Origin of the sequence: Pseudohongiella nitratireducens (genome assembly GCF_001642735.1) — a bacterium.
GTDB classification, from domain to species: Bacteria; Pseudomonadota; Gammaproteobacteria; order Pseudomonadales; family Pseudohongiellaceae; genus Pseudohongiella; species Pseudohongiella nitratireducens.
Window position 1 is genome coordinate 1 of the sequence record NZ_LWHM01000008.1, and the last position, 26,782, is coordinate 26,782.

22 protein-coding genes are annotated in these 26,782 nt (G+C 51.6%); 21 read left to right on the plus strand and 1 reads right to left on the minus strand.

Translation table 11 applies throughout. From position 1 onward, the window contains the following. The 7 genes from PSCS_RS03990 to PSCS_RS04020 all read left to right on the plus strand — a co-directional run. On the plus strand, nucleotides 1–760 hold a 760-nt coding region (locus PSCS_RS03990; protein WP_068810216.1), incomplete at its 5' end, for an IS3 family transposase. A gap of 386 nt (nucleotides 761–1,146) precedes the next feature. After that, entirely contained in the window at nucleotides 1,147–3,591 is a 2,445-nt protein-coding gene (gene hsdR, locus PSCS_RS03995) for an EcoAI/FtnUII family type I restriction enzme subunit R (protein WP_068810520.1), read from the plus strand. A gap of 74 nt (nucleotides 3,592–3,665) precedes the next feature. Then, nucleotides 3,666–5,150: an HsdM family class I SAM-dependent methyltransferase gene (locus PSCS_RS04000; protein ID WP_068810521.1), complete on the plus strand. Its 1,485-nt coding sequence runs from the start codon at nucleotides 3,666–3,668 to the stop codon at nucleotides 5,148–5,150. Beyond that, nucleotides 5,147–7,051 carry a restriction endonuclease subunit S gene (locus PSCS_RS04005; protein WP_082866542.1) on the plus strand — a complete coding sequence of 635 codons (1,905 nt, stop codon included), beginning with the start codon at nucleotides 5,147–5,149 and terminating at the stop codon, nucleotides 7,049–7,051. The genes PSCS_RS04000 and PSCS_RS04005 overlap by 4 nt, the downstream gene beginning before the upstream one ends. Before the next feature lie 12 nt (nucleotides 7,052–7,063). After that, entirely contained in the window at nucleotides 7,064–7,741 is a 678-nt protein-coding gene (gene darT / locus PSCS_RS04010; RefSeq protein ID WP_068810604.1) for a type II toxin-antitoxin system toxin DNA ADP-ribosyl transferase DarT, read from the plus strand. Between the two features lie 83 nt (nucleotides 7,742–7,824). Then, nucleotides 7,825–8,871 (plus strand): type II toxin-antitoxin system antitoxin DNA ADP-ribosyl glycohydrolase DarG, encoded by a 1,047-nt coding sequence (gene darG / locus PSCS_RS04015; RefSeq protein WP_068810522.1) that lies wholly within the window; start codon nucleotides 7,825–7,827, stop codon nucleotides 8,869–8,871. An 88-nt stretch (nucleotides 8,872–8,959) separates the two neighbouring features. Next, a complete protein-coding gene (locus tag PSCS_RS04020; RefSeq protein ID WP_068810523.1) occupies nucleotides 8,960–9,472 on the plus strand; it encodes an MOSC domain-containing protein in 513 nt (170 codons plus the stop codon). Between the two features lie 36 nt (nucleotides 9,473–9,508). Here PSCS_RS04020 and PSCS_RS04025 read toward each other — a convergent pair whose 3' ends face one another. Next, nucleotides 9,509–10,786 carry a citrate synthase gene (locus tag PSCS_RS04025; protein WP_068810524.1) on the minus strand — a complete coding sequence of 426 codons (1,278 nt, stop codon included), beginning with the start codon at nucleotides 10,784–10,786 and terminating at the stop codon, nucleotides 9,509–9,511. A gap of 590 nt (nucleotides 10,787–11,376) precedes the next feature. Between PSCS_RS04025 and sdhC the strand changes: the two genes are divergently transcribed. The 14 genes from sdhC (at nucleotide 11,377) to PSCS_RS04095 (ending at nucleotide 26,779) form a co-directional block, all read left to right on the plus strand. Continuing rightward, nucleotides 11,377–11,769 carry a succinate dehydrogenase, cytochrome b556 subunit gene (sdhC, locus tag PSCS_RS04030; RefSeq protein ID WP_229694694.1) on the plus strand — a complete coding sequence of 131 codons (393 nt, stop codon included), beginning with the start codon at nucleotides 11,377–11,379 and terminating at the stop codon, nucleotides 11,767–11,769. Continuing rightward, nucleotides 11,763–12,140 carry a succinate dehydrogenase, hydrophobic membrane anchor protein gene (gene sdhD / locus PSCS_RS04035; protein ID WP_068810526.1) on the plus strand — a complete coding sequence of 126 codons (378 nt, stop codon included), beginning with the start codon at nucleotides 11,763–11,765 and terminating at the stop codon, nucleotides 12,138–12,140. The genes sdhC and sdhD overlap by 7 nt, the downstream gene beginning before the upstream one ends. Next, complete coding sequence (sdhA, locus tag PSCS_RS04040; protein WP_068810527.1) at nucleotides 12,141–13,913, plus strand: succinate dehydrogenase flavoprotein subunit; 1,773 nt, start codon at nucleotides 12,141–12,143, stop codon at nucleotides 13,911–13,913. It begins immediately after the preceding gene. Nucleotides 13,914–13,931: 18 nt separating this feature from the next. Further along, entirely contained in the window at nucleotides 13,932–14,636 is a 705-nt protein-coding gene (locus PSCS_RS04045) for a succinate dehydrogenase iron-sulfur subunit (protein ID WP_068810528.1), read from the plus strand. 88 nt (nucleotides 14,637–14,724) lie between these two features. Beyond that, nucleotides 14,725–17,571, plus strand: a complete 2,847-nt coding sequence (locus PSCS_RS04050) for a 2-oxoglutarate dehydrogenase E1 component (RefSeq protein ID WP_068810529.1) — start codon at nucleotides 14,725–14,727, stop codon at nucleotides 17,569–17,571. Nucleotides 17,572–17,640: 69 nt separating this feature from the next. Continuing rightward, on the plus strand, nucleotides 17,641–18,906 hold the full coding sequence (gene odhB / locus PSCS_RS04055) for a 2-oxoglutarate dehydrogenase complex dihydrolipoyllysine-residue succinyltransferase (protein ID WP_068810530.1): 1,266 nt from the start codon (nucleotides 17,641–17,643) through the stop codon (nucleotides 18,904–18,906). Nucleotides 18,907–19,019: 113 nt separating this feature from the next. Continuing rightward, nucleotides 19,020–20,471 carry a dihydrolipoyl dehydrogenase gene (gene lpdA / locus PSCS_RS04060; protein WP_068810531.1) on the plus strand — a complete coding sequence of 484 codons (1,452 nt, stop codon included), beginning with the start codon at nucleotides 19,020–19,022 and terminating at the stop codon, nucleotides 20,469–20,471. 38 nt (nucleotides 20,472–20,509) lie between these two features. Further along, a complete protein-coding gene (sucC, locus tag PSCS_RS04065) occupies nucleotides 20,510–21,676 on the plus strand; it encodes an ADP-forming succinate--CoA ligase subunit beta (RefSeq protein ID WP_068810532.1) in 1,167 nt (388 codons plus the stop codon). Then, entirely contained in the window at nucleotides 21,676–22,548 is an 873-nt protein-coding gene (gene sucD / locus PSCS_RS04070) for a succinate--CoA ligase subunit alpha (protein ID WP_068810533.1), read from the plus strand. The genes sucC and sucD overlap by 1 nt, the downstream gene beginning before the upstream one ends. Before the next feature lie 449 nt (nucleotides 22,549–22,997). Then, a complete protein-coding gene (locus tag PSCS_RS04075; RefSeq protein WP_068810534.1) occupies nucleotides 22,998–23,780 on the plus strand; it encodes a DUF3450 domain-containing protein in 783 nt (260 codons plus the stop codon). Between the two features lie 5 nt (nucleotides 23,781–23,785). Next, the gene (locus tag PSCS_RS04080) at nucleotides 23,786–25,189 is read left to right on the plus strand and encodes a MotA/TolQ/ExbB proton channel family protein (RefSeq protein ID WP_068810535.1); all 1,404 of its coding nucleotides are present in this window, start codon (nucleotides 23,786–23,788) and stop codon (nucleotides 25,187–25,189) included. Between the two features lie 15 nt (nucleotides 25,190–25,204). Beyond that, entirely contained in the window at nucleotides 25,205–25,726 is a 522-nt protein-coding gene (locus PSCS_RS04085) for a MotA/TolQ/ExbB proton channel family protein (protein ID WP_068810536.1), read from the plus strand. Between the two features lie 31 nt (nucleotides 25,727–25,757). After that, nucleotides 25,758–26,168: an ExbD/TolR family protein gene (locus PSCS_RS04090; RefSeq protein ID WP_229694695.1), complete on the plus strand. Its 411-nt coding sequence runs from the start codon at nucleotides 25,758–25,760 to the stop codon at nucleotides 26,166–26,168. Between the two features lie 2 nt (nucleotides 26,169–26,170). Next, a complete protein-coding gene (locus PSCS_RS04095; protein ID WP_068810537.1) occupies nucleotides 26,171–26,779 on the plus strand; it encodes an energy transducer TonB in 609 nt (202 codons plus the stop codon). Nucleotides 26,780–26,782: the final 3 nt, after the last annotated feature.

Here is a 26,782-nt window from a genome sequence, read left to right on the forward strand (position 1 = left end):
GTCCTCGTTTTATCGGGTGCTCAAAGAAAAAGGACAGCTACACCACAGAGGCAAGGCACATGCGCCGCAACGTAAAACGGCACTGAGCACACATATTGCCAGAGCGCCGTGCCAGGTGTGGGTTTGGGATATAACCTATCTCGCCTCCCAGGTCCGTGGTCAGTTTTTCTACTTGTACATGTTCATGGACGTGTACAGCCGGAAAATCGTTGGCTACGAGGTGTATGAGGTGGAATGCGGTGAGCATGCGGCAGCACTATTGCAGCGCTCACTTTTAAGTGAGCAGTGCTTTAACACGCCGCTGGTTCTGCACTCCGACAATGGTTCGCCAATGAAGTCTCAGACACTGAAAATAAAACTGGAAGAGCTAGGCGTGATGCCATCGTACAGCCGGCCGCGAGTGAGCAACGACAATGCTTATGCAGAGTCGGTGTTCCGAACATTGAAATACCGACCACAGTGGCCGTCAAACGGGTTTGTGGATCTGACAGCAGCCAGGCAATGGGTTGAACGGTTTATCTACTGGTACAACCATGAACACAAGCACAGCAAGATCCGGTTTGTGACACCGCAGCAGCGGCACAGTGGTCAGGATCAGACGATACTGAACAATCGTAAAGAGATCCTGGAGCGAGCAAAACTGAATACGCCGTCACGTTGGGGTAGTCGACCAACCAGGAACTGTACGCCGGTCGGAGCAGTGTGTTTGAATCCGGAAAGAGACGATCAGATTATCAGTGCGGAGAAACAGGCCGCGTGAAGAAAAAGGTGTCAACTATCTTGAAAAACACCGCCGCCAGGGCGACCCCGTGAGGGGTGAGGCCCAGGGCAAATTTTTGCTCCTGCAAAATTTGCATTTCCGCCATCCCTGGCGGTCAGATGGGCCGAATCATCCCGCGAATTGAGTTTAAAATATCGATTAAGTTATGGGCTGTGAAAGGCATGGGGTTTTTTGTTTGTCTAATGATCTAGTGGCTGCGAGACAAGACGTCGGCACTTTCAGGCGGCCTTTAGTGACTGATTTTACAGTATGAGGCCACTAAATAGAGTGTCATGGAAATTGCTGGTATATTGCTCAATCATGCTTAGTGCCAGATTTCACCAGGAAAATTGGCTCTGATTTCTAGATTGGCTGGATAGAGCGCCATGGACAAAAAGCAGTTTTCAGAAACGGATATCATCAGCAAGTTTATTCTGCCCGCCGTGGAAGACGCCGGGTGGGACAAAATGACGCAAATCCGCCAAGAGGTGAAGCTGCGCGATGGCAAGGTGATTGTGCGCGGCCAGATGGGCATGCGCAAGACTGTTAAGGCCGCTGATATTGCCCTGTACCACAAGCCCAATTTTCCCCTGGCAGTGATTGAGGCAAAGGCCAATAAGCACGAGGTGGGGAAGGGCATGCAACAGGGACTGGATTATGCCCGTCTGCTGGACGTTCCCTTTGTGTTTGCCAGCAATGGCGATGGTTTTATCTTTCACGACAAAACCAACCCCGACGCACTTGAGATTGAAATCAGCTTGCAAGATTTCCCAAGCCCAGAGACCCTATGGCACAAGTTCTGCGCCTATAAGGGTTATACCGACGCTCAGCTGCCGATTATCCAGCAGCCCTACTATGACGACGGCAGTGGCAAATCGCCGCGGTACTATCAATTACAGGCCATTAACAAAACCATTGAGGCCGTCAGCAGCGGACAAGATCGTGTGCTGCTGGTGATGGCCACCGGCACCGGTAAAACCTACACCGCCTTTCAAATTATCTGGCGGTTGTGGAAGGCGCGACAGAAAAAGCGCATCCTGTTCCTGGCCGATCGCAATGTACTGGTGGATCAAACCCGCATTAACGACTTTCAGCCGTTCGGCGAAGCCATGACCAAAATCACCAAGCGCACGGTTGATCCGGCCTACGAGGTGCATCTGGCCCTCTATCAAGCTTTAACCGGCCCTGAAGAACATCAAAAAGCCTACAAGCAGGTCGATCCGGATTTTTTCGATTTGATTGTCATTGACGAGTGCCACCGCGGCTCCGCCGCCGAAGACAGTGCCTGGCGAGAAATACTGGAATACTTCAGCGCTGCTACTCAAATCGGTTTAACGGCCACACCCAAAGAAACCGAAGCTGTCTCCAACACCGACTACTTTGGCGATCCGGTATACACATACTCGCTCAAAGAGGGCATTGAAGACGGCTTTCTCGCCCCCTACAAAGTCGTGCGCGTGGATATAGACATCGACGTAGAAGGCTGGCGCCCCACCAAAGGCCAAACCGACAAACAGGGCGAGGTGATTAAAGACCGCATTTACAACCAAAAAGACTTTGATCGCACCATGGTCATCGACGAGCGCACCGAACTGGTAGCCGAAACCATCACCAACTACCTCAAGCGCACCGACCCCATGGCCAAAACCATTGTCTTTTGTAACGACATTGACCATGCAGAACGCATGCGCCGGGCCCTGGTAAACCTAAGTCCGGAGCAAGTTGCCAAAGACGACAAATACGTGATGAAAATCACCGGTGACGATGCCACCGGCAAGGCCCAGTTGGATAATTTTATCAACCCCAAGAAAGCCTACCCGGTCATCGCCACTACCTCCGAGCTGATGACCACCGGGGTGGACGCCAAAACCTGCAAACTGGTGGTGCTGGATCAGAACATCCAGTCCATGACGAAATTCAAACAAATTATCGGTCGCGGCACCCGCATTGACGACCGATACAACAAGCTCTGGTTTACCATCCTCGACTTTAAAAAAGCCACCGAGCTATTTGCCGACGAACGCTTTGACGGTGTGCCCGAGAAAATACTGGTCACGAATCCCGACGAAATTAACGACCCGGATAACACCGACATTGAAGATGCCTTAAACGACCCAACCAACCTCAATGAGGACGATTACCCGGCAGACGAGACCGGTAATACAGGCGAAATCAGTGAAGGCGAGTGGCCAGACTACGGCGCAGACCAGACTGTTGTAGGTGGCCCCATTGAGGACGGGGAAGGCAGCGAATATATTAAATACCACGTCTCCGGCGTCACCGTTAAAAAGCTGGATGAACGTGTGCAGTATTACGATGCCGACGGCAAGCTGGTTACCGAATCGTTCAAAGATTACACCCGTAAAGCCGTGCAGCAGCAGTTTGCCTCGCTGGATGAATTCATCAATAAATGGAACACTGCCGACCGCAAGCAGGCGGTCATGGATGAATTGGCCGAACAGGGTGTTATTTGGGAGGCGCTGCGCGAGGACGTAGGCCGCGACCTGGATGCCTTTGACCTGATCTGTCACGTCGCATTCGACCAGCCACCATTAACCCGACAAGAGCGGGCCAATAACGTTAAAAAACGTAACTACTTTGGCCAATACTCTGGCACCGCTCGCGCCGTGCTAGAGGCCCTGCTGGAAAAATACGCCGATGCCGGTATCCCCGAAATCGAGAGCATGAATGTGCTGAAAGTCCAGCCTATCAACCAATACGGCTCGCCGCTGGAAATCGTGAAGCAAGGCTTTGGCGGCAAACCCAAATACCAAGAGGCTGTCGCCGACCTGGAGCGCCAGCTCTATCAAGACGACAACAAAAGCGCCTAATAAACTATTTGAAATAACTATGAGAGTGACCGTTGCCACAAACGTTGGCATCGACCCCATACTAAGAGAATGTTATGTCCATCAGTACCGTTATCAAATCCATCCAAGACATTATGCGTAAAGACGCCGGCGTCGATGGCGACGCCCAGCGCCTGGGCCAGCTTAGCTGGTTGCTGTTTTTAAAAATCTTCGACGCGCAAGAAGAACAGTTAGAGCTAGAGCAAGATGACTACCGCGAACCCATTCCTACCAAGTACCTCTGGCGCGATTGGGCGGCCGACGAGCAGGGCATTACCGGCGACCGGCTACTGGAGTTCGTCAACGACGACTTATTCCCAGCGCTGAAAAATTATTCGGCCAATATTCAAACCAACCCCCGTGGCTTTATCGTGCGCGAAGCCTTTAGCGATGCCTACAACTACATGAAAAATGGCACGCTCTTGCGCCAGGTGATCAACAAGCTCAACGAAGTGGATTTTACCAACTCCAACGAGCGCCACCTGTTTGGTGATATTTACGAGCAAATCCTTAAAGACCTACAAAGCGCGGGCAACGCCGGTGAGTTCTACACCCCGCGCGCCGTTACGCGCTTTATTGTCGAAATGGTCGACCCGCAGCTGGGCGAGGCGGTATTTGACCCGGCCTGTGGCACCGGCGGCTTTTTGGCTTGCGCCACCGACCATATTCGCACTCACTACCAAAAAACCACGCAAGACTACCAAACCCTGCAAGGCCAAATTGCCGGGGTGGAGAAAAAGCAGCTGCCGCACCTGCTGTGTACCACCAATATGCTCTTGCACGGCATCGAGGTGCCGTCCAATATTCGCCACGCCAACACCCTCAATCAGCCGCTGTCCAACTGGGATGCCGACAAGGATGTGGTCATCACCAACCCGCCCTTTGGCGGTATGGAAGAAGACGGCATCGAGAAAAACTTCCCCGCCGAAATGCAAACCCGCGAAACCGCCGATTTGTTCCTGCAACTGATTATCGAGGTATTAAAGGATGGTGGCCGCGCCGCCGTGGTACTGCCCGACGGCACCCTGTTTGGCGAGGGCGTAAAAACCAAAATCAAAGAGCAACTGCTTAAAGAGTGCAATCTGCACACCGTCGTGCGCCTGCCCAACTCGGTATTCGCCCCCTACACCAGCATTAAAACCAACATATTGTTTTTTGATAAAGGTCAGCCTACCGAGCACGTCTGGTACTACGAAGTCCCCCTGCCCGAGGGCGTAAAAGCCTTTAACAAAACCAAACCCATGCAGCTGGAGCATTTTAGCGCGTGTCGGCAGTGGTGGGGCAAACGAGCAGACGGCTTTAAGGCCCGCGAAGAAAACCGCTGGGCCTGGAAAGTCAGCATCGACGAGATCAAACAGCGCAATTACAACCTCGATATTAAAAACCCCCATGTCGAGGAACAAATCGTGCACGACCCAGATCAGGTGCTGGCCCAATACGCCGAGCAGCAGCAAGAGATACAAGCCCTGCGCGATCAACTAAAAACCATTCTGGCCGACGCCCTTACCGGTGCGGGCAGCACGGGGGCCAACAACGTATGAGCAGCAACAATACCGTTCAAGAGGCAAGCGCTGCTTATTTAGCCCAGCAAAGCGATGAAGTAACAAACACTCATGCGAACAGCGCCCAAACCCTAATCACCCAGCACTTAGACTTATGGAGCAGCGCCATAACTGCCAAACAAACTACTGGGCGTGGCAGCAGTAAAAAAATTGGGTTATACGGCGTTAAAAAACTGCGAGAGCTGATTTTGGAGTTGGCGGTGCGCGGGAAGTTGGTGCCGCAAGATCCGAATGATGAGCCGGCGAGTGATTTGTTAAAGCGTATTGCCGCCGAGAAGACGCGGCTAGTTGCTGACAAGAAAATCAAGAAGCCTAAGAAGCTCGCGGAGATTACTAATGCGGAAGAGCCGTTTGAATTGCCTTTGGGGTGGGAGTGGGTAAGGCTTCAAGAAATCACTGCTTACATTCAGCGTGGTAAAGGTCCCAAATATTCTGATTTTGGCACTGTAAGAGTGGTGTCTCAAAAATGTGTTCAATGGTCGGGTTTCGACCTTGATCCGGCTCGCTATGTAGATGATGACAGTCTTGAGCAGTATCAAGAAGAGCGCTTTCTACAAGAGAATGATTTGCTCTGGAACTCTACCGGGACGGGAACTGTTGGGCGCATCACAGACATCAGAGGCTTCAGAAGAGGCGAGTTAGTTGCAGATTCACATGTAACAGTTATCAGACCACTGTCAATTGCAGGGCAATTTCTAAAGGCATATATATCTGCGCCAGGAATTCAAAGTCGTATAGAGCCAAGTCATGAAAATGCATTGGTTTCTGGTTCAACAAAGCAGGTCGAATTAAATACAAGCTCAGTAATTCAGTTAGAAATACCAGTGCCACCAATTGAGGAACAACACCGCATAGTCGCCAAAGTCGATGAGCTAATGACCCTCTGCGACCAGCTGGAAAACCAAACCGAACAAAGCCTGGACGCACACGCCACCTTGGCCGACACATTGCTGGACGCACTCACCCAGGCCCAAAGCCACACCGAGCTAATGGAAAACTGGCAGTGTCTAGAGCAAAACTGGGACATCCTCTTCCCCAGCACCATCGCAGGCCTCTGCGCCATCGACAAACTCAAACAAACCATCCTGCAACTGGCCGTTATGGGTAAGCTCGTTCCACAAGACCCGAATGACGAGCCCGCCAGCGAACTACTAAAACGTATCGCCGCCGAAAAAGCGCAGTTGGTGAAAGATAAAAAAATCAAAAAACAAAAGCCTCTGCCGCCCATCACTGACGAAGAAAAGCCTTTTGAACTGCCGGAGGGGTGGTGTACTGTGAGATTTGCGGACTTATGCCAGGAAGTCGCGACAGGTCCTTTTGGTTCGATGATCAGTAAAAGTGAGTACGTAGGTGGTGGTGTACCGCTTATCAACCCCTCGCATATGATTGAGGGCAAGGTTGTCGAAGACCTTCAGGTTTCGGTGAGTCATATTAAAGCTAAGGAGTTGGCCTCATACAAAGTGTATGAGAATGATGTTGTGATGGCGAGGCGTGGCGAGATGGGACGCTGTGCGGTGATATCAGATCGAGAAAACGAATGGCTTTGTGGCACAGGGAGCTTTGTTCTGAGATTCAAGGTCGAGGTTTCTAGGCCATATATACTATTGTTGTTTAAAACTCGATATGCAGTTGAGTATCTTGGCGGTCAATCCATAGGGACTACGATGACCAATCTAAATCATGGAATTCTTAACCGTATGCCAGTACCTCTCCCGCCCCTCGAAACACAAAAACGCATAGTCACCAAAGTCGAAGAACTCTCCACCCTCTGCGACCAACTCAAACAACGCCTACAAACCGCCCAGCAAACCCAGCAACACTTTACCGATGCGGTGGTGGCGGGGGCTTTGGCAAGCAATACGGACGCGAGCGAGGCCTGATTTATGTGCGCGATGCCAATACCTGTGCGTTTGTTTCATATCACATCCATTGATAATTTGGCAGCGATTTTTCAGCAGGGTGAATTGGTGTCGAAAACGCGTGGTGAGGCTTTACACCTTGGCTACCACAATATCGCCCATGCCGGGGCGCAGAGTAAACGCGCGGCCCGCGCAGTTATTGATCCGCCGGGCGGCACCATTCACGACTATGTGCCGTTTTACTTTGCCCCGCGCTCGCCCATGTTAAGTGCTATACACCACGGGCAGGTGGCAGGTTGCAATTACGGCCAGTCAGATATTGTGCACTTTGAGCTGCTTGTACGGCGGGTGATCGATGAAAATGCCGAGATCGTATTTTATGATCGCAATGCGACCAAGGCTTATAGTGTCCCTTATACCGACCCGTATCAGCTAAAAAACGCCATAGCTTGGGACTTACTAACAGAGCCGCCAACCCTTGACGGCTTTTGCCGGTATTTTCATGACCGCCACGAGCCGGCGAAGTACATGGATCGTTGTGAAAAGCGGCAGGCGGAGTTTTTGGTCAAGAAAGCCGTGCCTATCGACTGGTTTACACGCATTGGGGTAATGAATGACCATGCTGCCCAGCTAGTGCTGGGCTTAGCTGAAGCGGCTGGGGTGAACGTGAGCGTCCAGATAATGCCCGAGTGGTACTTTCAAGAACGATAAACGGTACTCAAAATCACGGCGTTTTCAAGGTACAATGCCTCCCAGGTACCCGCAGGGGGCTCAATCAAACGTAAAGGTGAATCATGGCAATAGTGACAACCAGTGGAGATCTGCTTAAACAGCACGATGTCGATGCCATTGTTAACACCGTTAACTGCGTGGGAGTGATGGGTAAAGGCATTGCTCTGCAGTTTAAAAAGAAATGGCCGCAAAATTTCAAGGCCTATGCCGCCGCCTGCAAGGCCGGGCAAGTGAAACCTGGCAGCATGTTTGTCTATGACTTGGGCGGCTTGGCAACACCGCGGTTTATTATCAACTTTCCCACCAAAGCCCATTGGCGAAATCCGTCAAAACTGGCCGATATTGAGTCAGGTCTGGCCGATTTGCTCGAGGTGATGCGCGAGCGGGAGATACGTTCCATTGTTATGCCGCCCCTGGGGTGCGGTAATGGCGGGCTGGACTGGCGCGACGTTCGCCCACTGATTGAGCGTTACTTTGCCAAGGGCGATATTGAGGTACGACTATTTGAGCCCCAGGAGGGGGCCGCACCGGTAGAACTTGAGGTGAATACCCCAGCCCCCAAAATGACCCCGGGGCGAGCGGCTATTCTGTCTTTGCTCAAAACCTACCAAGCCCTTGACTATGGGTTATCAAAAATTGAGGTGCAGAAGTTAGCCTATTTTCTGCAGGAAGCAGGTGAGAACCTGAAATTGAACTTCGTAAAAGACAAGTTCGGCCCCTACGCCGACAACCTGCGCCATGCCCTCGATCGCATGGATGGGCATTATATCCACGGTGTGGGGGATGGCGTTGTTGAATCCCAAATAACTCCTGACGATAGCGCCTTAGCCGAGGCCGAGCGTTACCTACAGACATCAGACTCTGATGTTTTAAGGTATGTCGATCAGGTGGCTGAGTTGATTGATGGTTACGAGTCCCCCTTTGGTATGGAGCTGCTGGCCAGTGTTCATTGGGTGTCAACACGCGAGGGGGCCGCTAATGCCGATGAGGCGCTTGACAAGGTGCAAGCCTGGAATCCGCGTAAAAAGAAGATAATGCTGCAGCCCCATGTCAACGCCGCATGGCAGCAGCTAGAAACATTGGGCTGGATTACCGGTCAGCGAACCTAAAAGCCCCTTCCAACTGGTCCAGAAAGCGAAAAAACTGATGATTCTTCCTGGCTGTAATCATCATCCATCAAATCCTGGAAAGTGTCTAATGCCCAAAACACCAACACCCCAAACCATCCCAGGCCTCCAGCACCTCCTGGACACTCTGCCCCAAACCGGCCAAATCGACTGGATCGGCCTCCGTCCCGCCCGTGAAGCCCCTATGCAGGTCGTCAATAACGTTCTCGCGCAACCCGGTACTGGTCTGGTCGGCGACCGTTACGCAGGCAGAAGCCGTGGCAAGCGACAGGTGACATTGATTCAAGCGGAGCATATTCCTGTGATTGCTTCCTGCGCGCATCTTTCTGAGCTAACACCAGAGATGTTGCGGAGAAATATCGTCGTGTCAGGTATCAACTTACTGGCACTGAAAAACAGGCAGTTCTATGCCGGTCATGCCTTGCTGGAATACACCGGACCTTGTGACCCATGCAGCAAGATGGAGCGAGACCTTGGGCCGGGAGCTTACAATGCCATGCGAGGCCATGGTGGGATTACTGCAAGGGTGTTGGCAGAGGGAGAGATTGCGGTAGGTGGGGAAGTAAAGCTGGCGATCAGTTGAGTTAACTTTGATCGCCAGCATTGCATCTTTTGGCGATCAGGCCGGGTAGTCGCGTTTGACAGAGCCCGTATAGAGCTGGCGAGGACGGCCGATTTTGTAAGGGTTGCTTAGCATTTCGTTCCAGTGGGCAATCCAGCCTGGTGTTCGACCCAGTGCAAAAATCACGGTGAACATGCTGGTTGGAATGCCAATGGCCTTGAGGATAATGCCGGAGTAAAAATCAACGTTTGGATAAAGTTTGCGATCAATGAAGTACTGGTCTTCCAGGGCAATCTTTTCCAGACGGCGGGCAATCTTGAACAGTGGATCGTTCTCAACGCCCAGATCTGCCAGCACTTCGTCACAAATCTTGCGCATCACGCGCGAGCGTGGGTCGAAATTCTTGTAAACGCGGTGACCAAAGCCCATCAGACGGAACGGATCGTTCTTGTCCTTGGCTTTTGCGATGAACTCTTCGATGCGGGATTCGTCACCGATCTCGTTCAGCATGGTCAGTACGGCTTCGTTGGCACCACCGTGAGCTGGGCCCCAGAGGGCAGAAATGCCAGAAGCGATACAGGCGTATGGGTTGGCACCCGTCGAACCTGCCAGACGTACTGTTGAGGTGGAAGCATTCTGCTCGTGGTCAGCGTGCAGCAGGAAGATCACGTCCATGGCCTTGGCCAGTACCGGGTTGACCTTGGGTGCTTCGCCGGCTGTGCCGTACATCATGTGCAGGAAGTTCTCGGCGTAGCTCAGGCCAGGCTCTGGCTTCACGTACGCTTCGCCAACACTGTGCTTGTAAGTCATGGCAGACAGAGTCGGGATCTTGGCGATGACGCGGATAGCCGCTTTGTAACGGTCAGCTTCGTCTTCAATGTTAGTGCTTTCGTGGAATTCGGCAGCCAGCGTGCCCAACAGTGAAACCATCACGGCCATGGGATGAGAATCAGCAGGGAAGCCATCCAGCACGGCGGCTGAGCTGTCTGAAACAGCTATTTCAGCTTTAATGTCTTCAACGAACGCGGCTTTCTGCTCGTCAGTTGGCAGTTCACCATTCAGCAGCAGGTAGCAGGTTTCCAGGTGGTCAGAATGCTCTGCCAACTGGTCGATAGGGTAGCCACGATGCAGCAGCATGCCGGCGCCGCCATCAATATAAGTGATAGCAGATTCGGTAGATGCTGTGGACATGAATCCGGGGTCAAAGGTGAATACACCTTTCGCAACCAGTTTTCTGACATCGACGACATCCGGACCGATCGTGCCTTCCAACACAGGAAGTTCAATCGCTTCCTGGTTGTCGGCCAGGTTTAAGCGGGCTTTCTTTTCACTCATGTTGTACTCCTGACTGATAATCTTCCAACTGCCGGCACAAACCCTCCAGAACCCCGGACAAGGCCAGACGAGGGCCTGGTCCAGTGAGTTTGGACCCGGTCTCGGATAAAAATTGGAGCAGGGGGCCAGCGGTAAAAGGCTTACTGTACCATAAACGCAACTTTTTTGACCCCCTTTGCAATCGATAAATAATGAAAATATTGATGTTGACAGAATGTTGTCAATTGTAACGGCAAAACGAAGGCTATTCGGGTGCGATTTATTGTATTCCTGTCATGATGAGTCTATACTCATTGACCAAATTTCCTTTGCCGATGGTAAGTTGGAAGGGAAATGGCAAGAGATAAGAAGTACCAGATAAAGATAGATAAAAACAATAAAAGGCATCATCTAACGCCTTTAAAAGAGATAAACGAAGCGCCTGAACAAGCTCATCACGTGTGTGTCTTGTCCAGACTCTCCGGAGGTTGATCAGAGCAGCATCGTATATGCAGGCACTGATCTTAAAGCAACCACGCCCTTTGATAGCTTCAGATATAGAGCACAAGTAGCGTCTATATAATAGGAATAGCTTGGCAAAAGGGCCTAACGTGAATTGGCTACCAGTGAAAGACGACAACAGACCTGTAAATCTCGACCTGACCAAGTTCCATTTTCCGCTACCAGCGATCACTTCCATATTGCACCGTATTTCGGGCGTGCTGATTTTTGTCGGCACGGCAGTATTGATGTGGCTGCTGGCTGAATCCCTGTCTTCTGAAGAAGGCTTTCAGCGTGTTGGTGAGTGGCTTCAATCACCCATCGTCAAGTTTATCGTATGGGGCATTTTATCCGGGTTGCTGTACCACCTGATTGCCGGCTTGCGCCACCTGTTGATGGATGCGGGTATTGGCGAAACGCTGGAAGGCGGGCGTCGCGGCGCCGTGCTGATTATTGTGTTCTCCGTTATAAGCATTCTGATCGCAGGAGTTTGGGTATGGTAAGCCGAGTAAGTGGAGCAACTAACCTGGGCCGTAATGGTCTGCATGACTGGGTGCTGCAACGTTTCAGTGCCATTGTTCTGGCCATTTATACATTAGGCCTGCTGGGCTGGTTTGCAGTGAATCCGGATTTCAGCTATGGCGCGTGGCGTGGATTGTTTGATGCCACCTGGATGAAAATTGCAACCCTGGCAGCCATCATTGCCCTGTGCGCGCACGCATGGATTGGCATGTGGACAATTGCGACAGACTATCTGACATCACTGGCACTGGGTAAGGCGGCAACTTTTGTGCGCCTGTTATTCCAGGCTGGCTGTGTGATCCTGATATTCACCTACCTCGTCTGGGGTGTACAGATTTTGTGGGGACTATAAATGAGCGGAATGCGAACGATTGAATTTGATGCTGTTATCGTCGGTGGTGGCGGTGCAGGTATGCGAGCTGCCTTGCAGCTGTCTCAGTCTGGATACAAGACGGCGGTAATCTCCAAGGTTTTCCCCACGCGCTCTCACACAGTTTCCGCCCAGGGTGGTATTACCTGCGCAATTGCCAGTTCTGACCCGAATGATGACTGGCGCTGGCACATGTATGACACGGTCAAGGGTTCTGATTATATCGGTGACCAGGACGCGATTGAGTACATGTGTAGTGAAGGTCCGCAGACAGTTTTCGAACTGGAGCACATGGGTTTGCCGTTCTCACGTACAGAAAATGGCCGTATCTACCAGCGACCGTTTGGCGGGCAGTCCAAAGATTACGGCAAAGGTGGCCAGGCGGCCCGTACTTGTGCCGCTGCTGACCGTACTGGTCACGCACTGCTGCACGCACTGTATCAGGGCAACCTGAAAAACAAGACCGAATTCTTTAATGAGTGGTATGCCGTGGACCTGGTCCGAAACCAGGACGGCGTTGTGGTCGGTGTTATTGCCATTTGCATGGAAACCGGTGAGACCGTTTATCTGGCATCCAAGGCAACGGTACTGGCGACTGGCGGTGCAGGGCGTATTTACTCGTCTACCACCAACGCACTGATCAACACTGGCGATGGTGTGGGCATGGCACTGCGCGCGGGTTATCCGGTTCAGGATATCGAAATGTGGCAGTTCCACCCAACCGGTATTCACGGCGCAGGCGTTCTGGTGACAGAAGGCTGTCGTGGTGAAGGTGGTTACCTGATCAATAAAGACGGTGAGCGTTTCATGGAACGCTATGCGCCGAACGCCAAAGACCTGGCGGGTCGTGATGTTGTCGCACGTTCCATGGTACAAGAGATTCTGGCTGGTAAAGGTTGTGGTCCGGATGGCGATCACGTATTACTGAAGCTGGACCACCTGGGCGAGAAGGTGCTGAACGAGAAACTGCCAGGCATTCTGGAATTGTCGCGCACTTTTGCTCACGTGGATCCGGTCAAAGAGCCGATTCCAGTGATCCCAACCTGTCACTATATGATGGGTGGTATTGCCACGAATATTCACGGTCAGGCGATCGAGCAGACTGCAGAAGGTGAAGACAAGCCAATTCCGGGCCTGTTCGCAGTCGGTGAAGTGGCTTGTGTGTCGGTTCACGGCGCCAACCGTCTGGGTGGCAACTCATTGCTGGACCTGGTGGTGTTTGGCCGTGCAGCAGGCAAGCACATTGAATCCATGCTGACGCAGGGTATTGAATACCGTCGTGCGTCCGAGACAGATATTGGTCAGGCCATGGCGCGCCTTGACCGCCTGAACAACAGCGAAGGCGGCGAGAACGTTGCCGCACTGCGCGGTGAATTGCAGGCAGTCATGCAGAATCACTTTGGTGTGTTCCGTACCGGTGACTTCATGCAGGAAGGCATCAAGAAACTGGCAGCACTGCGTTCGCGCATTGCCAACCTGGAACTGACAGATAAGAGTAACGCCTTCAATACTGCCCGCATTGAAGCGCTGGAGCTTGAAAACCTGTTCGAAGTGGCTGAGGCGACAGCGATTGCCGCTGAGGCACGTACCGAAAGCCGGGGTGCACACGCCCGTGAAGACTACCAGGATCGTGATGACGAAAACTGGTTGTGTCACAGCATGTACCACCCGACGGAGAAGAAAATTACCAAACGAGCGGTGAATTTCGCGCCTAAAACGGTCGACAAATTCGAGCCCAAGGTCCGTACTTACTAAGATTAAAGGTGAATTAACGTGTTAGTCAGTGTTTATCGCTATAACCCGGAAGTCGACGACAAGCCGCACATGCAGGACTACAACATTGAGCTGCCGGAAGGTCGTGACCTGATGGTGCTTGATGTGCTGCAGCTGATCAAGGATCAGGATCCGACATTAGGTTATCGTCGCTCCTGCCGCGAAGGTGTGTGTGGCTCAGACGGTATGAACATGAACGGCGTCAACGGCCTGGCCTGTATCACGCCGGTTTCTGCTGCAGCCAAAAACGGCAAGCTGATTCTTCGTCCTCTACCGGGTCTGCCTGTTGTGCGTGACCTGGTCGTTGATATGACCATGTTCTACCAGCAGTTTGAGAAAGTAGAGCCTTACCTGCTCAACAACACGCCAGCACCAGCCATTGAACGGCTGCAGTCGCCGGAAGACCGTGCCAAACTGGATGGTCTGTACGAGTGTATCCTTTGTGCCTGCTGTACAACCAGTTGCCCATCCTTTTGGTGGAACCCCGATAAATTTATCGGGCCGGCTGGTCTACTTCAGGCTTACCGCTTCCTGGCCGATAGCCGTGATACGGCAACCGAGGAACGACTGGCAGGGCTGGAAGATCCCTTTAGCGTTTTCCGCTGCCGGGGAATTATGAATTGTGTGGCCGTCTGCCCGAAAGGTTTGAACCCGACCAAGGCGATAGGACACATTCGTCAGATGTTGTTGCAGCGCGGTAGCTGAGCCAACTGAATTTTGATGAGAGATGCCGACGGCTCTGCTCACAAGGCACTAGCCGGTCGGTATTTCCGGAAACCGGGAATATTAAAATATGCATGACAGCATAATGGAGCTTATGTGGCGTACCGGCCATCTTTCGGGAGGCAATGCAGAGTACGTAGAACAGCTTTACGACCAGTATCTTAATGATGCTGACGAAGTGCCTGAAGAGTGGCGGGAGTATTTTGACAGTCTGCCCAGCATTGCCAAGCAAAATGGCGGCGATGTGTCTCACCTGGAAATCCAGGAATACTTCCGCAAACTGGGTAAGACCAGTCGCTTCATGCCGGTGTTGAGCAACGATGTTGTTGTTAACTCCGAACATGAAAACAAACAGGTTCAGGTACTGCACCTGATAAGCTCCTACCGCGTCCGCGGCCATCAGAAAGCCGCACTCGACCCCTTGTCCCTGATGCATCGAGAAAGTGTTCCAGACCTGGAACTGGGTTTTCACGATCTGTCTCCCGCTGATAACTCCACCGTTTTTCAGACCGGCTCATTACACATTAATCGTGACACTGCCTCGTTGCGTGAAATTGTTGAAGCGCTGGAAAACATCTATTGCGGCTCTATCGGCTATGAATTCATGCACATGGTTGATCTCAAACAGAAGCAATGGATTCAAAAGCGTATTGAGCCGAAGCTGGGTAACCCAGGCTATGACTCGGAAGTACGTCGTCACCTGCTGGAGCGGCTCAGTGCAGCTGAAGGCCTGGAAAAACACCTGGATTCCAAATACCCCGGTACCAAGCGCTTTGGTCTGGAAGGTGGCGAAAGCCTGATCCCGCTGGTCGACGAATTGATTCAGCGTGCTGGCAGCTATGGTGTTAAAGAAGTGGTTATCGGCATGGCTCACCGTGGTCGTCTGAATATGCTGGTCAACATTCTGGGTAAAAACCCGGCTGACCTGTTCAGTGAGTTTGAAGGCCGTGCCAAGTACAAGAGCTCCGGTGATGTGAAGTACCACCAGGGTTTCTCTTCTAATATCATGACTCCAGGCGGTGAGGTTCACCTGGCCATGGCGTTTAACCCTTCACACCTGGAAATTGTTTCTCCAGTGGTTGAGGGCTCAGTTCGTGCCCGCCAGGATCGTCGCCAGGACCCCATGGGCCATGCCGTGCTGCCCATCAGCCTGCATGGTGATGCCGCCTTTGCCGGCCAGGGTGTGGTCATGGAAACCTTCCAGATGTCCAAGACGCGAGCCTATGGCACCGGTGGTACGGTTCACATCATCGTCAATAACCAGGTGGGTTTCACCACCAGCCGTCAGGACGATGCGCGTTCCACTGAGTACTGCACAGACGTTGCCAAGATGGTTCAGGCCCCGATTTTCCACGTGAACGCGGATGATCCGGAAGCTGTTCTGTTTGTCACGCAGCTGGCACTGGATTTCCGGTATGAATTCAAGAAAGACGTGGTGATTGACCTGGTTTGTTATCGTCGTCGAGGCCATAACGAAACTGATGAACCTTCATCCACGCAGCCACTGATGTATCAGAAAATCCGCAAGCACCTGACCACTCGTGGGCTGTATGCCAAAGAACTGATCAGCGATGGTGTGGTAGAAGAGTCAGAAGTCGACGAGATGAACTCTTCTTACCGTAATGCCCTGGATACCGGTGAACATGTTGTAAAAAGCCTGGTGAAAGAGCCCAATGTTGAGATGTTTGTCGACTGGAACCCTTACCTGGGTCATACCTGGTCGCCGAATTACAACACCAGTCTGCGACTGGAAACACTTGAGGCACTGGCCAGGAAAGTCACCACATTGCCGGAAGATCTGAAGCTGCATCGTCAGGTTCAGAAAATTGCCGATGAACGCAAAAAAATGGCCAATGGCGAATCCCTGATCGACTGGGGTTTTGCGGAAACACTGGCTTACGCCAGTATTCTGACCACGGGTAACCGGGTACGGATCACTGGTCAGGACGTAGGGCGCGGCACGTTCTCGCATCGACATGCTGTCTTGCGTGACCAGAACAACGAAAACGAGTATGTGCCACTCAGCAACCTGGTTGCTGATCCTAAAATGTTTGGCATTTTCGATTCTCTGCTATCAGAAGAAGCTGTGCTCGCTTTCGAATATGGCTATGCCACAACTACGCCGAATGCCCTGGTGGTCTGGGAAGCGCAGTTTGGTGATTTTGCCAACTCGGCACAGGTTGTTATTGACCAGTTCATCACCAGTGGTGAGCACAAGTGGCAACGCTTGTGTGGATTGACCATGCTGTTGCCGCACGGTTATGAAGGGCAGGGGCCTGAGCACTCATCAGCCCGTCTGGAGCGTTTCCTGCAGATGTGTGCAGAACAGAATATCCAGGTCTGTCTGCCGACTACCTCCAAGCAGGTTTTCCACATGCTGCGTCGCCAGGTACTTTGCCCACTGCGCAAGCCCCTGATTGTGATGTCTCCGAAGAGTCTGCTGCGTCATAAAGAGACGACTGCGACATTGGAAGAGCTCGCTAACGGTTCATTTGAAGTGGTCATCGGAGAAACAGATGACAATATCAAACCGGATCAGGTTGAACGCGTAATCCTCTGTTCAGGCAAGGTTTATTACGATCTGCGTGCTGAGCGTCGCAAGCGTGAAATTGACAATATTGCGATCATACGCCTGGAACAGCTTTATCCCTTCCCGTTGGAAAACCTGGAAGAAGAGATGAAGCAGTACAGCAATGTCAGCGATGTCGTCTGGTGTCAGGAAGAGCCGATGAACCAGGGTGCCTGGTATTCCAGTCAGCACAACATGCGATTCGTGATGAAGAAACTGGGGCTGGATATGGAGTTGCGCTATGCCGGACGTGAAGCGTCAGCGGCAGCAGCAGCGGGTTATCCGGAACTGCATTTACAGCAACTCAATGCCTTCCTGGAACAGGCCCTGGGCCCGAAAGAAGATTGAGTTTAGTCAACATTCATATTGTTTAGATATTTTTACGATTTAATCACCATTACGTGGTAAGGAACAAAGATGGCTATTGAGATTAAAGCTCCACAACTGCCAGAGTCAGTGCCAGACGGCACCATCGCCAGCTGGCACAAGCAGGAAGGTGACGCAGTTAAACGTGATGAGCTGCTGGTGGATATCGAGACTGACAAGGTCGTGATCGAAGTGGTAGCGCCAGCCGATGGCGTGCTGGAAAAAATCGTCAAAGATGCCGGTGACACCATTGTCAGCAACGAAGTGGTAGCAACTTTGAAAGAAGGTGCTGCTGGCGAGAGCAAGTCAGCTTCATCAGGTTCTTCTGACAAGAAAGATGACAAAGAAGAGAAAAAAGCAGCTTCTTCATCCGCAGACAACGACAAAAAGTCAGAAAAGGCTGGTGGCGACAGCGCCCCGCTGAGCCCGGCTGCCAAAAAACTGGCTGAAGAAAACAACATTGACCCGTCTTCTATTGATGGTAGCGGCAAAGATGGTCGTATCACCAAAGAAGATGTGATGAAAGCCATCGAAGGTGGCAGCAAATCAGAAGCAAAAACTGAGAGCAAAACCGAAAGCAAGCCACAAGGCGTTTCCGGTGATGTATCTTCGGGCCGCGTAGAAGAGCGGGTACCGATGAGCCGCCTGCGTGCCAAGGTAGCCGAGCGTCTGCTTGAAGCCTCCCAGTCTACAGCCATGCTGACAACGTTTAACGAAGTGAATATGCAGCCAGTGATGGAATTGCGTAACCGTTACAAGGACCTGTTTGAAAAGGCGCATGACGGCACACGTCTGGGCTTCATGTCCTTCTTCGTCCGCGCCAGCGTGGAAGCGCTGAAGCGCTTCCCGGCTGTTAACGCATCTATCGATGGTAGCGACATTGTTTATCACGGTTACCAGGATATTGGTGTGGCTGTGTCTTCGCCACGCGGCCTGGTTGTGCCGGTACTGCGTAATTCGGACCACATGAGCCTGGCTCAGGTTGAGTCCAAGATTCGCGAGTATGGCCTGAAAGCCCGCGACGGCAAGCTGTCTATCGATGAAATGACAGGCGGCACGTTCACTATCTCCAATGGCGGCGTGTTTGGCTCACTGCTTTCAACGCCAATTCTGAATCCGCCACAAACCGCTATTCTGGGTATGCACAAAATCCAGGAGCGTCCGATGGCAGTTAACGGAAAGGTAGAGATTCTGCCAATGATGTACCTCGCACTGTCATATGACCATCGTATGATTGACGGCAAAGAAGCTGTGCAGTTCCTGGTAACGATTAAGGAACTGCTGGAAGATCCGGCAAGAATTCTGCTGGAGATTTAAGCATCACTCACATTAAGCCGGTTTGACCGGCAAAATGAGCCACAGACAGATCACCTGCTGTGGCTCATGTGTTTAACGGATCAGTTTCAGACTTATCAAAGCAGGAAACAGTTATGAGTAAAAAATTTGATGTCGTGGTAATTGGTGCCGGCCCAGCCGGTTACGTGGCGGCTATTCGTGCTGCACAGCTCGGCCTGAAAACCGCCTGTGTGGAAAAGTGGCACAACGAGAAGAATGAAGCCGTTTATGGCGGTACTTGCCTGAACGTGGGTTGTATTCCATCCAAAGCACTGCTGGATTCTTCGCACAAATATGCCGAAGCCCAGGAAGACTTCAAGGTTCATGGCATTAGCACGGGCAAAGTGGAAATGGACGTGCCGTCCATGATTGCACGAAAAGCCAAAATTGTTGGCCAACTGACACAGGGCGTAAAAGGCCTGTTCATGGCGAACAAGGTTGAAGGTATTCAAGGTAGCGGTAAATTGCTCAAAGGCAAGAAAGTGGAAGTCACTTCAGCTGACGGCAAAACAGAAACACTGGAAGCTGACAACATCATTCTGGCAGCTGGTTCTGCGCCGATTGACATTCCACCAGCCCCGGTTGACGACGAAACTATCGTTAACTCGACCGGTGCCCTGGAATTCCAGGCAGTGCCAAAACGCCTTGGTGTGATTGGTGCTGGTGTGATTGGTCTGGAGCTGGGTAGCGTTTGGTCGCGCCTGGGGTCAGAAGTCACTGTTTTTGAAGCGATGGATGCATTCCTGCCTGCTGTCGATGAGCAAGTGGCAAAAGATGCCAAGAAAGTCCTTGAGAAACAGGGCCTGGATATCAAACTGGGCGCCAAAGTTTCTGGCACCAAAGTCGCTGGTAAAGGCAAGAGCAAAACAGTCAAAGTCAGCTACACCGATAGCGAAGGTGACAAAGAAGCCACATTTGACAAGCTGATCGTTGCTGTTGGTCGTCGTCCCTACAGTGAAGGTTTGCTGGCGGATGATTGTGGTGTTGAAAAAGACGAACGCGGTTTCGTCAAAGTTGACGAGTACTGTGCAACGTCTGTTGATGGTGTCTATGCAACGGGCGACTTGGTACGAGGCCCAATGCTGGCTCACAAAGGTTCGGAAGAAGGCGTCATGGTAGCCGAGCGTATTGCCGGTAAGGCAACGCAGGTTAACTATGATCTGGTTCCTTTTGTTATCTATACCCACCCGGAAATTGCCTGGGTTGGCAAGAGCGAACAACAACTGAAAGAAGAGGATGTTGATTACAACGTGGGTACTTTCCCGTTCAGCATCAACGGTCGTGCCATGGCAGCCAATGAGTCTGCTGGTATGGTCAAAATGCTGGCAGATGCCAAAACAGACCGCATTCTGGGCTGTCACATCATGGGCCCAAGTGCAGCTGACCTGGTGCAACAGGTTGCCATCGCGATGGAGTTCAGTGCCAGCGCAGAAGATCTGGCGTTAACGATGTTCTCGCACCCGACCTTGTCGGAAGCCGTTCATGAAGCAGCGCTGTCTGTTCACGGGCACGCCATTCATGCAGCGAACCGCAAAAAGCGCAAATAAGCCGCCAGGTTCAGGATTTTTTACAGAGGAAACTAGGTATGAATTTACACGAATATCAAGGAAAGCAGCTGTTTGCTGAGTACGGTTTGCCCGTATCAAAAGGCTTTGCTGTTGATACACCCGAGGAGGCTGCTGAAGCCTGCGACAAAATCGGCGGTGACATGTGGGTGGTTAAGGCCCAGGTACATGCCGGTGGTCGTGGTAAAGCTGGTGGTGTAAAACTGATCAAGAGCCGTGATGACGCAAAAGCCTTTGCTGAACAGTGGCTGGGCAAGCGTCTGGTAACCTACCAGACAGATGCCAATGGTCAGCCTGTCAGCAAGATTCTGGTTGAGTCATGCACAGATATCGACCAGGAATTGTACCTGGGTGCAGTCGTTGACCGCGCTACTCGCCGTATCGTTTTCATGGCCTCTACCGAGGGTGGCGTTGAAATTGAGAAAGTGGCTGAAGAGACGCCTGAGAAAATCATCAAGGCAACCATTGATCCATTGGTTGGTGCGCAGCCTTATCAAGGCCGTGACCTGGCATTCAAACTGGGTTTGAAAGGCGATCAGATCAAACAGTTCACCAAGATTTTCCTGGGTCTGGCTCAGCTGTTTAAAGACTACGACCTGGCATTGCTGGAGATTAACCCGCTGGTGATCAAGGAAGACGGTGATCTTCACTGCCTCGACGCCAAGATCAATCTGGACGGTAACGCACTGTATCGTCACAAGAAGCTGCAGGAAATGCATGATCCTTCACAGGACGATCCACGCGAAGCGCATGCTGCCAGCTTTGAGCTGAACTACGTCGCTCTGGATGGCAACATCGGCTGCATGGTCAATGGAGCCGGTCTGGCCATGGGTACCATGGATATCGTCAACCTGCACGGTGGCAAGCCAGCCAACTTCCTGGATGTGGGCGGCGGCGCGACCAAAGAGCGTGTTTCGGAAGCATTCAAGATCATTCTGTCAGACGACAATGTCAAAGCCGTTCTGGTTAATATTTTCGGCGGTATTGTACGTTGTGACATGATCGCAGAAGGCATCATCGGTGCGGTTAAAGAAGTGGGCGTAAAAGTGCCTGTGGTTGTGCGTCTTGAAGGTAACAATGCAGATGTTGGCGCCAAGGTGCTGGCAGATAGCGGACTGAACATTATCGCGGCGAGCAGCCTGACGGATGCGGCGCAGCAAGTGGTAAAAGCCGCGGAGGGTAAATAATGAGTATTCTGATCAATAAAGACACGAAAGTAATCTGTCAGGGCTTCACTGGTTCTCAGGGTACTTTCCATTCTGAGCAGGCGATCGCCTACGGTACTAAAATGGTTGGCGGTGTGACGCCAGGTAAAGGTGGCACGACTCATCTGGATCTGCCGGTATTTAACACAGTGGCTGAAGCCGTAGCTGAAACTGGCGCTGAAGCCAGCGTCATCTACGTTCCTGCGCCGTTTTGTAAAGATTCGATCCTGGAAGCCGCTAATGCAGGTATCAAGCTGATCGTTTGTATTACTGAGGGTATCCCTACACTGGATATGCTGGATGCCAAGGTAAAATGCGATGAGCTGGGTGTTCGCCTGATTGGCCCTAACTGTCCGGGTGTGATCACGCCTGATCAGTGCAAGATCGGCATTATGCCTGGCCATATTCATAAACCAGGTAAGGTTGGCATCGTATCCCGTTCTGGTACCTTGACTTATGAAGCCGTCAAGCAGACAACAGATTTTGGTTTCGGTCAGTCTTCCTGCGTGGGTATCGGTGGTGACCCGATTCCAGGTTCCAACTTTATCGACATCCTGGAGATGTTCGAAAAAGATCCGGAAACCGAGGCTATCGTCATGATCGGTGAGATTGGTGGTAGTGCAGAGGAAGAAGCCGCTGCCTACATTAAAGCGAATGTCACTAAACCTGTAGTAAGCTACATTGCAGGTGTTACAGCGCCTCCCGGTAAACGTATGGGCCATGCCGGTGCAATCATTTCCGGTGGTAAAGGTACGGCGGACGAAAAGTTTGCTGCCTTGCAGGATGCTGGCGTGAAAACCGTTCGCAGTCTGGCGGACATTGGTCAGGCACTGAAAGAAGTGACTGGCTGGTAATATCGGGTTAAACCCGGCCGGTGCTGCCGCACATTTACAGTGCGAAAACACTGACCGGGTTCAACCTTGGTGCGCAGAGTCGGCGCTAACTGCCGCTTTGCACAAAAAATTCTCATTTGAGAGGTTCAAAAATTCAAACGGGTTGTGTTAGTCTTGACTGCATAATTCGGCAGGGAGCATTGAATTTACGGCAGATAGCAGCAAGATCGGTGTTTTTGTTACTTGACACCTCAACATGTGGTATGTGCGTGTAGAAAAGTAACTTTTATTGGCTCGATCATTGCTGTGTATCTGAACTTGATGGATCGTACTTTGTAATAGGCTGCTAAAAAGTGGCCGGGCCGGGCGCCAGAAATGATGTTCGGTTTAGGTTGTTAAAAGCACGATAGATAAAAGAAGTCACATCCGGTGTAACTATCGGGATGTTTAATACAATAACAGGATGGCACATGAAAAACCGTCGATTATATTCCAAGGTTCTGTTACCGCTGGCCTCGTTGCTGGTGATCGGAACAGCTCAGGCTCAGGACGTTGATACCAGCGTTATTGACCGGGCCCAGAGTGTTATAGGTGAGACCAACGAGGCGGCCGCCGCGTCGCAAGAAGAAATAACCCGTCTGTCGAACTCCTCAAGTTCGCTATTCGAAGAATTCAAAGTCGAGAGTGATAACCTGGAAGCATTGCTGGTTCTGAATGCCAACTGGCGTCGACAGATCGCTGCCCAGGAAAACGATCTGGAAACGATTGCCGAGTCCATCGCTGAAGTTCGAAACGTAACCCAGGAACTGCCCCTGTTGATGAACCGCATGCTGGTAAGTATGGATCAGTTTGTCGACCTGGACATGCCTTTCCACCTGGAAGAGCGCAGAAATCGTATCGAGTTTGCACGTAATGCAATCGATAACCCGAATGTTTCCACTGCCGAACGCTTCCGTCAGATCCTGGTACTTTACCAGACTGAAAATGCGTACGGTCGTACTCGTGAAACTTACCCGGCAACAATTACCATCGACGGTGTCGAAAGAGACGTGGATATGTTGCGTGTAGGTCGGGTTGCTCTGGTATACCAGACAAAAGACCGCTCTCAAACGGGTGCCTGGGATCCAGAAGCTCGCCAGTGGGTTCAGCTGGATGCCGCTGAGTATCGAACCGCAATCAGAGATGCTATTAGTGTAGCCAGTGGTTTGATTGCACCAGAAATCATTGAAGTACCAATCGTTGCGCCGGAGTAAGCACAGTGAAGAAGAATATAATTAAATTAGCAGGAATTTCCGTTACGGGCTTGTTTCTAGCCGTATCTACACAGGCATATGCGCAGCAGCCGGCCAGCAGCCTGAGCGAACTGCTTCGCAATGTCGAAGAAAACCAAGTTGTTGAATCAGATGCCGCGCAAGAACGCGAGCAGCGTTTCCAGCAACAAGTTGACCAGCAAGAGCAGATTCTGGCGGAAGTGCGTGAGCAGATCGCCGCAGAAGAAGCTGAAAACGCCCGTCTTGAAGGTGTTTTTGACGAGAATCGTCAGATGCTGACTGAGCGCCGCGCACAACTGCGTGATGTTCGAGCCAACCTGAACGAGCTTCTTGGTACAATTCAAGGTGTTGCGGGTGACTTCCGTAGCATTTTCGAAGACTCTCTGGTCAGTGCCCAATATCCAGGTCGTGAAGAATTCCTGGATTCTTTCATTGATCGTGTTGCCAGTGATACCGAACAGGTTCGTGTCGATGAGATCGAACAGTTCTGGTTCTACATGCAGCAGGAACTGGTTGAGTCTGGTCGTGTAGTTCAGTACGAAGATGTTGTTGGTCTGCCTTCAGGCGAACAGGAAAACCGTACTATTACACGTATCGGTAACTTCAATGCCATCGGTGGTGGTGATTACCTGTCATACAGCGGCGACGTTGGTCACCTGCAGGTACTGCCTCGCCAGCCTGGTTCAGCCATTATCTCTCAGGCTGAAACACTGGAAAGCGCCGACAGCGGCATGCACAAAGTGGGCATCGACCCAACGGGTGCACTGGGTGGTAGCCTGATGGCTAACCTGATCAACTTCCCAACACCAACTGAGCAGGTTCGTCAGAACGCCGGTGTTATCGGTTTCACCATTCTGGGTATTGGTGCTATCGGTGTCCTGGTTGCACTGATTCGTTCCTTCATGCTGACACTGGTTGCAGCCAAGGTTAACTCTCAGGTTAAGAATGCTGACAAACCAAGCAAGAACAACCCACTGGGTCGTATCCTGCTGGTTGCAGACTCCAACCCGAATGTTGACACAGAAACGCTGGAGCTGAAGCTGGGTGAAGCTATCCTGCAGGAAACTCCCGCACTTGAGCGCTTCCTGACGATGATCAAAATCATCTCAGCCGTTGCACCTCTGATGGGTCTGTTGGGTACGGTAACCGGTATGATTAACGTGTTCCAGCAAATCACTGTTTACGGTGCTGGTGACCCGACTATCATGGCTGGCGGTATCTCCATGGCTCTGATGACCACGGTACTGGGTATTGTTGTAGCTATCCCGACAATCCTGATGCATACCTGGGTTAAGTCGAAGAGTGATCGCATCATCCACATCCTGGAAGAGCAGGCGACTGGTATTATTGCCCGTAAAGCCGAGTCTACTTCCGGTGGTGCTCAGGCCTAATCCTAAGGGGGCACTATGTATTTTGCGTTGCTCGATCTTATAGATGCGATCAACGACTTCATGTCTCGAGGCGGCGGTGTTCTTTGGATCATCGCTGGCCTCCTGCTCCTGAAGTGGTCGCTGATTTTCGAGCGGGTATGGTTCCTGCACTCCACACATGCCAAACGTGTTAAACAAACACTGTCGGCCTGGAATGCACGTTCCGATACTCGTTCCTGGCGAGCTCAGCAGATCAGAAACATGATGATCTCTGAAATTTCGCTGGATCTTAAATCTACAATGCCGATGATCGAAACCCTGGTTGTGGTTTGTCCGCTGCTTGGGCTGTTAGGTACCGTGACAGGTATGATCGAGGTGTTCTATGTCATGGCATTGACCGGTGGTGGTGACGCCAAGTCAATGGCAGGCGGTGTATCCAAAGCGACGATTCCTACCATGGCTGGTATGGTTGGTGCGCTTTCCGGAATCTTTGCCAGTAACTGGCTGAAGATTCGCATCGACCGGGACCTGGAACTTCTCGAAGATCACATGGCCTAATTCATAAGAACAGTATTATAAAGGCATAATAATGAAATCAGGTTTGATGAAGAAACGGGGTGGTGACGAGAACACCGGGGAAATTGATTTAACCCCGATGCTCGACGTCGTATTCATCCTTCTGATCTTCTTTATCGTGACATCGGTGTTTGTGACCGAGGCTGGTATTGAAGTTCTGAAACCCGAAGCATCGACCGCGGAGCCTCGCTCGAAGGACCTGATCCTGATCGCCGTCAGCGGTGACGGCGAAATATGGATTGATGGTGAGCAAATAGATTCGCGTTTTATCCGGTCTCGTTTTGAGAGAAGGTTAGCGGAAACTCCGAATGCCTCTGTGGTGATTCAGGGTGACCGTGAAGCTCAGAATGAGCATGTCATGACCATTATGGCCGCGGCACGGGAAGCCAATATCTCGTCTGTGTCCATTTCGACGGAGAACTAAACATGATAGCTATTAGATGGTTGATTTCTCTGTGTTTGGCACTGGTGGTTACACTGGGGTTGTTCTATTTCATGCAGGCGCTGATCTCCAGCGGCAGTGAACTGCAAACTCAGAACAATGTGGTTCGTATCGTAGATGCGACCATGCCAGAGATTGTCATGGAAGTGATTCAGGAAGTGGAGCGTCCAGAGCAAATTGAACAAGTGCAGGACACACCTCCGCCACCAGATAGTCGTGATGTTGATATGGATCCCACAGCAGGTATCTCTTACAGCCGTGATGGTGCTTCAGCAGATATCGAGATCAATATTGACAGCGCTGGCCTGGGTATCTCTGACGGTGAAATGTTGCCACTGGTAAACATTCAGCCTCAGTATCCGACTCGTGCAGCCCAACGTGGCATCGAAGGCTGGTGCCAGGTTTCCTTTACGGTAACAGCCGAAGGCGGCGTCCGTGATGTAGTGGTAGTCGATGCAGAGCCTCAGGGCATGTTTGACCGCTCCTCCATTCGTGCTGCTGAACGTTTCCGCTTCCAGCCTCGAGTTGTGAACGGTGAAGCCGTTGAAGTACCAAACGTCCAGTACGTTTTCCGTTATCAGTTGGAGGAATAAGCA